Below are 6,346 nucleotides of genomic sequence, written 5' to 3' on the forward strand. Positions count from 1 at the left end.
CTTGCCAGCGAAGTGGCCTCCACGGCTAACAGCTTGCCCTTGCCGCCAGGTTCTGCTCCAGCAACTGGACGAAGGCCCGCGCCGCCGGCGTCGGGGTGGTCGACCAGATCGCGTACAGGTGGCGCACCGGGGCATCGCACACCGGTACTGCGGCAACGCCCTTGAAGCCTGCGGCGATCCTTGCCGGTACCAGCCCCAGGGCCAGGCTACGCTGCACGAACTTCTCGATCAGGCCGATACTGCCCACCTCGAACTGCACCCGATGACGCACCCCTGCGGCGGCAAATGCCTCGTCGGTCTGTCGACGCGCGCCGCTGCCAGCCTGGAAGTCCACCAGAGGCTGGTCTTCCAGTTGCTCCAGCGCCAGACGCCCGATGCCTGCCAGCGGGTGCTGCAGCGGCAGCACCGCCACCAGCTCCTCGGCCGCCAGCAGGCGCGACGCCACCCCCGCCAGCGGCTCCCCCGGCCAGACGCCGATGAACGCCACATCCAGGCGCCGTTCGCGCACATCGGCAATCAGCAGCTCGCTCTTGCCGATCAGCCAGCGAATGTCCACCTGCGGGTACTGCCCGTGAAAACCGGCCAGCAGGTCCACCAGGTCCAGCTCGGTCAGCGAGCTGATCTCGCCGATGGACAAGCGCCCGCGCACTTCGCCACAGGCTGCGGCCACGTCCTCGGCGATGCGCCGGGTGGCCTCCAGCGCCGTGCGTGCGCTGAGCACGAAGGCTTCGCCAGCAGGTGTAAGGCGCACCCGGCGCGAGCTGCGCTCGAACAGCAAGGTGCCCAGTTGCGACTCCAGGCGCGCCACCTGATGACTCAAAGCCGACTGCACCACATGACAACGTTCGGCCGCACGGGTGAAACTACCGGTATCGGCCACCGCCAGCGCGTATTCGATCTGCTTGAGGTTCATCTTTCCATCTGCACAAGAGATTGATGGGATCTAAACGATTCATTGGCGTCATGCTAGCGCATTTTCGATAATGCACTCCCCCTCCCCCCTGACAACGAGACGGTCCATGGCCCCCGCCACAACTCACCTGAGCCGCGCCCTGATTCTGCTGATGGCAACCGCCACCGGCCTGGCCGTGGCCAGCAACTACATATGCGCAGCCCTTGCTGCACAGCATCGCTCAGCATTTCGGCCTGACCACCGCCACCGCCGGCAGCGTCGTGATTGCCGCCCAGCTGAGCTACGGCGCCGGCCTGTTGCTGCTCGCGCCGCTGGGTGACCTGTTCGAACAACGCCGCCTGATCGTCAGCATGATCGCCATCGCCACGGTCGGCCTGCTGATCAGCGCCTTCGCCCCCAGCCTGATGTGGCTGCTGATCGGCACCACCCTGACCGGGCTGTTCTCGGTGGTGGCGCAGGTACTGGTGCCGATGGCCGCCGGCCTGAGCGACCCGTCCGAGCGCGGGCGAGTGGTCGGCACGCTGATGAGCGGCCTGCTGCTGGGCATTCTGCTGGCGCGCACCGCTGCCGGGTTCATGGCGACCCTGGGTGACTGGCGCAGCATCTACCTGCTGGCCGCTGCGCTCATGGCCCTGAGCGCCATCGCCCTGGCCAGGGCCCTGCCCGAGCGCCACCAGCACGCCGGGCTCAAGTACCCCGCACTGATCGGTTCGGTGTTCCGCCTGTTCGTGGATGAGCCGGTGCTGCGCCTGCGCTCGTTGCTGGGGCTGCTGTCGTTCTGCCTGTTCGCGCTGTTCTGGACACCCCTGGCGTTTCTGCTGGCAGCCGAGCCTTACCACTACTCCGATGCGGTGATCGGGCTGTTCGGCCTGGCCGGTGCTGCCGGCGCGCTGGCCGCCAACTGGGCCGGGCGCCTGGCCGACCGCGGCAAGGGCTCGCTGGGCACCACCGTGGGGCTGCTGGCCCTGGTGCTGGCCTGGGTACCGCTGGCCTTCGCCCAGGTGTCGCTCGCCGCCCTGCTGATTGGCGTGCTGGTGCTCGACCTGGCGGTACAGCTGGTGCACGTGAGCAACCAGAACGCGGTGATCGCCCTGCGCCCCGAGGCGCGCAACCGACTCAATGCCGGGTACATCACCTGCTACTTCATCGGTGGCGCACTGGGCTCGCTGTTGGGTACGCAGTTGTTCCAGGCCCACGGCTGGAACGGCATCGTGGTGGCGGGGCTGGTGATCGGCGGCGTGGCGCTGGTGGTGTGGCTGTGGGTGGAGCGCCGCTCGGCTCAGGTGAAGGCCGCGTAACGGCGTTCGCCAGCAAGGCTGGCTCCTACCCGCAGGCCCCCTTCAGGTAACATGGCGCCCCGCCTGCCGGCGCGCCTGTTGCTGGCCCTCAAGGAACCTGCGCATGACCCTGCACCACCCTCGCCTGCCCCTGGGGCTGCTGAGCCTCGGCCTGGCCCTGAGCTCGTCCACCACCCTGGCCGACAGCGGCATCACCCTCGCGCCCCTGAACGTGTCCGATGTGCTCGAGGACGGCTACCAGCCGCGCCAGGCCTCGGTGGCCGGCTTTGGCGCGGCGCCGCTGCTCGACACCCCCGCCTCGGTGTCGGTGTTCACCGAACAGTTGCTGCAGGACCGCCAGGTGCGCCTGCTCAGCGAGGTGCTGCAAAGCGATGCCTCGGTCGGCGAGAGCTATGCGCCCATCGGCTACTACGAGAACTTCAACGTGCGCGGCTTCGAACTGGACGCCGCCCACAGCTACACCATCAACGGCCAGACCATCGCCGGCGAGCAGAACGTGGCGCTGGAGAACAAGCAGCAGGTCGAGTTGCTCAAGGGGCTGTCGGGCCTGCAAAGCGGAGTAGCCGAACCCGGCGGGCTGATCAACTATGTGACCAAGCGCCCGCAGGACATCCGTTCGCTCACGGTATCGAGCACGGCCCTGGGCGAGCGCTACATCGCCACCGACCTGGGCGGCTGGTTTGGCAGCGAACGCCAGTTCGGCCTGCGCGCAAACCTGGCCCATGAAGATATCCGCTCCTACGTCGACCATGCCGACGGCCAGCGCGACTTCGCTTCGCTGGCCTTCGACTGGCAAGTGAACCCGGATGCGCTGCTGCAACTGGATGTCGAGTACCAGCAGCGCGAGCAGCGCTCGGTGCCCGGCTACCAGTTGCTCGGCGGCAACCGCCTGCCCCACGGCATCGACCCCGATGATCGCCTGGCCTATCAGCACTGGGCCAAGCCGGTGCAGATCGACTCGCTGAACCTGGGCGGTCGCTTCGAATACCGCTTCAGCGACACCTGGACCGGCAGCGTGAGCGCTTCGCGCAGCCGCGTGGTGATCGACGACTACAGCGCGTTCGCCTGGGGCTGCTACGGCGCCGCCAGCTGCGCAGGCTCGAAGGTGCCGAACTACTTCAGCCCCGAGGGCGACTACGACATCTACGACTACCGCAGCCCGGACGATACCCGGCGCACCGACGAGGCACAGGTCACTCTCAACGGCTTGTTTGCCCTGGCGGGCCTGGAGCACGAGCTGACGGTCGGCAGCAGCGCGCAACGGCGCACTGTCGACCAGCGACCGACGTTCAACGAGTGGATCGGCAGCGGCAACATCTACCAGCCTACGCCGGCACTGGAGCCCTTCGACGGCAGCCCGGGCCACCGCGAACGCCGCCTCGACAGCCGCCAGTACGGCCTGTTCGCCAGCGACCGGATCAGCTTCGACGAACACTGGCAGACGGTACTCGGTGCGCGCGTTGTACGCCTGGACGAGCAGGCCTTTGGTGAAGATGGCAACCTGCGCCGGCATACCCGGCAATATGAACTGCTGCCCAACACCGCGCTGATCTACAAGCCGCGCGCGGACATTTCGCTGCACGTCAGCTACAGCAAGGGGCTGTCGTCGGGCAATGCCGCGCCGTGGTTCGCGCTCAACAGCCAGGACATCCTGGCCCCCACCACGTCACGCCAACTCGAACTGGGTATCAAGCGTGATTGGCAGCGCATGAGCCTGAGCGCGGCGCTGTTCCAGCTGCGCCAGGGGTATCAGTATGCCCAGCCGGACGGCAGCGGTGACTTCACCTACGTGCAGCAGGGGCAGCAGAAGAACACCGGCCTGGAGCTGGCGGCCAGCGGCTGGGTAACGTCGAACCTGCAGATCAACGCCAGTGCCGCGGCCATTCGTGCACGGGTCGGCGGCAGCGGCACGCGGGCGTACGACGACCATCAGGCGCTGAACGTGCCGAACCTGCGCGCGGCGCTGCAGGCCGACTACAGCCTCCCGGGAGTACCGGGGTTGGCGCTGCTGGGTGGGGCGCGCTACAGCGCGAGCAAGTATGCCAACCAGGCAGGTACGGTGGCGGTGGGTGGCTATGCGGTGTTCGACATTGGCAGCCGCTATCGCACGCGCATCGGCGGGTATGACACGGTGCTGCGCCTGACAGTGGATAACGTGTTCGATCGGCGCTACTGGAGGGACGCGGGGGAATATCTGGGCGACGGCTACCTGTTTCAGGGCGCGCCGCGAACTGCGCGGGTGTCGGCTGCTGTGAGCTTCTGAGAATGCGTTCGCCGGCAAGGCCGGCTTCTGCACAGGCGTTCGCGTTGCCTGCAGAAGCCAGCCTGGCTGGCGAACAGCGCGCCGCCGATCAGAACGGCTCGCTGCCCTCGCGGAACTGCACTTCCAGTATCCCGGCGATTTCGCTCAGGTCGGCCGCCGCGGCCGGGGTGGTGATGAAGCCGCTGTAGCAGTCCTCCAGCGTCGACCAGTTCCACAGCACCAGGCCCTGCTTCTGAAGCTCGGCATGGGCCAGCACCATCAGTTGCGACACGCTGTGGTTTTCCAGGAAGTCTTCATCTTCCGGGTCATCCACGCCAAAGGTCACCTGGGCGTCACGTGCTTCTGCCAGTTGCTGGACGCTTTGCACGAACGACTCGGTGTCCTTCCAGTCGACGTAGAACACCGACTCCCAGTCGGCGATGTCCTTGACCATCCACATCAGTTGCTTGGGATCGTCCTCGAACTCTTCGATGTCATCCTCGTCCAGCTCCAGCTCGCGAAACGCCTGAAGATGCTCGGCGGCCATTTCGGGCGTGGGGCTGACAAGAGCAATCAATTGCTCGGCGGCAAGAATCTGCTGTTCGGAAAAGCACTCTGCAAGCATCTGAAACTTCCTTTTCAATGGCCCAACAAAAAGCCCCCGGACTCTTTCAAGTTCGGGGGCTCTTCGCGTATCTGAATATGGCGGTGAAGAAGGGATTCGAACCCTTGATACAGTTTCCTGTATACACACTTTCCAGGCGTGCTCCTTCAGCCACTCGGACACTTCACCGGTTCTCGCCAAGCTGTTCAGCCTGTCGAGGCGCGCTAATGTAGTCGAAAGCACTTTGAATGGCAAAGGTTTTTTTCAGAATATTCATGCGCTTAAGCCAGCAGTGGCAAAGCTGCCAATCTCTGGCGTGGTTCGGCTGTGGTCCATGCACGAAGCCCGTGGTGCCGGGGCCGGCGTGCTGCGCCTGACTCATCGGTCAGCCTTGGTGCTTTACCTGACCGCGGCAGCTGGGTAACGTCAGCCCCACTCCACCTAAAGGAACTCTGTCATGAGTGAGCTGGTTACCTACCAACTGGAAGACGGCATCGCGACGCTGACCCTGAACAACGGCAAGGTCAACGCCATTTCACCGGACGTGATCGCAGCCTTCAACGATGCACTGGACCGTGCCGTGCAGGATCGCGCCGTCGTCATCCTCACCGGCCAGCCGGGCATCCTCTCCGGTGGCTACGACCTCAAGGTGATGACCTCTGGGCCACAGGCCTCCATCGCGCTGGTGACCGCCGGCTCGACGCTCTCCCGGCGCCTGCTGTCGCATCCGTTCCCGGTGATCGTCGCCTGCCCTGGCCACGCCGTGGCCAAGGGTGCATTCCTGCTGCTGTCGGCCGACTACCGCATCGGCGTCGAAGGCCCGTTCCGCATCGGCCTGAATGAAGTGCAGATCGGCATGACCATGCACCACGCCGGCATCGAGCTGGCGCGTGATCGCCTGCGTCGCTCGGCCTTCCACCGCTCGGTCATCAATGCCGAGATGTTCGACCCGGCCAGTGCCGTGGATGCCGGCTTCCTCGACAAGGTGGTGCCGGTGGAGCAGTTGCACGCAACCGCCCTGGCAGCGGCGCAGCAACTCAAGACCATCAACATGAACGCGCACAAGAAGACCAAGCTCAAGGTGCGCAAGGCGCTGCTGGACCTGCTGGACGACGCGATCATTCGCGACCAGGAACACCCGGTCTGATAGCGGGTCGCGCCATTCGCCGGCAAGGCCGGCTCCTGCAGGGGACGCAACCGTTGCAGGAGCCGGCCTTGCCGGCGAAGCTTTAAGTTTGCCCCGGGCTGTGCACAACCGTACACTGCGCCGCGTGTTGTCCGGGGTTAAC

The 6,346-nt window shown here is 65.7% G+C and carries 5 protein-coding genes, 1 tRNA gene and 1 pseudogene; 3 read left to right on the plus strand and 4 right to left on the minus strand.

The features are described 5' to 3' along the window. Positions 1–25: 25 nt before the first annotated feature. Positions 26–913 carry a LysR family transcriptional regulator gene (locus QMX96_RS13375; protein ID WP_282361892.1) on the minus strand — a complete coding sequence of 296 codons (888 nt, stop codon included), beginning with the start codon at positions 911–913 and terminating at the stop codon, positions 26–28. Between the two features lie 106 nt (positions 914–1,019). Between QMX96_RS13375 and QMX96_RS13380 the strand changes: the two are divergent. Further along, positions 1,020–2,211, plus strand: a pseudogene (locus tag QMX96_RS13380) (MFS transporter). A 103-nt stretch (positions 2,212–2,314) separates the two neighbouring features. Next, positions 2,315–4,474, plus strand: a complete 2,160-nt coding sequence (locus tag QMX96_RS13385) for a TonB-dependent siderophore receptor (protein WP_282361893.1) — start codon at positions 2,315–2,317, stop codon at positions 4,472–4,474. 88 nt (positions 4,475–4,562) lie between these two features. Here the strand turns inward: QMX96_RS13385 and QMX96_RS13390 are convergent, their stop codons facing one another. From QMX96_RS13390 to QMX96_RS13400, 3 genes are all read right to left on the minus strand, one after another. Next, positions 4,563–5,078, minus strand: coding sequence for a hypothetical protein (locus QMX96_RS13390; protein WP_043862726.1), 516 nt, complete (start codon positions 5,076–5,078; stop codon positions 4,563–4,565). A gap of 78 nt (positions 5,079–5,156) precedes the next feature. Further along, positions 5,157–5,246, minus strand: a tRNA-Ser gene (locus QMX96_RS13395). Continuing rightward, positions 5,242–5,439, minus strand: a complete 198-nt coding sequence (locus QMX96_RS13400) for a hypothetical protein (protein ID WP_143516616.1) — start codon at positions 5,437–5,439, stop codon at positions 5,242–5,244. Before QMX96_RS13400 ends, QMX96_RS13395 begins: the two co-directional genes overlap by 5 nt. Before the next feature lie 75 nt (positions 5,440–5,514). Here QMX96_RS13400 and QMX96_RS13405 point away from each other — a divergent pair, with 75 nt between their 5' ends. Further along, the gene (locus QMX96_RS13405) at positions 5,515–6,204 is read left to right on the plus strand and encodes a crotonase/enoyl-CoA hydratase family protein (protein WP_043862725.1); all 690 of its coding nucleotides are present in this window, start codon (positions 5,515–5,517) and stop codon (positions 6,202–6,204) included. The last annotated feature ends 142 nt before the right edge of the window (positions 6,205–6,346 follow it).

The organism is Pseudomonas sp. PS01300, from assembly GCF_029960155.1.
Lineage (GTDB): Bacteria > Pseudomonadota > Gammaproteobacteria > Pseudomonadales > Pseudomonadaceae > Aquipseudomonas > Aquipseudomonas palmensis.

Coding starts and splice junctions, on each gene's coding strand:
- QMX96_RS13405 (WP_043862725.1), top strand. CDS start 5,515: ATGAGTGAGCTGGTTACCTACCAACTGGAAGACGGCATCGCGACGCTG.
- QMX96_RS13375 (WP_282361892.1), bottom strand. CDS start 913: ATGAACCTCAAGCAGATCGAATACGCGCTGGCGGTGGCCGATACCGGT.
- QMX96_RS13400 (WP_143516616.1), bottom strand. CDS start 5,439: ATGAGTCAGGCGCAGCACGCCGGCCCCGGCACCACGGGCTTCGTGCAT.
- QMX96_RS13390 (WP_043862726.1), bottom strand. CDS start 5,078: ATGCTTGCAGAGTGCTTTTCCGAACAGCAGATTCTTGCCGCCGAGCAA.
- QMX96_RS13385 (WP_282361893.1), top strand. CDS start 2,315: ATGACCCTGCACCACCCTCGCCTGCCCCTGGGGCTGCTGAGCCTCGGC.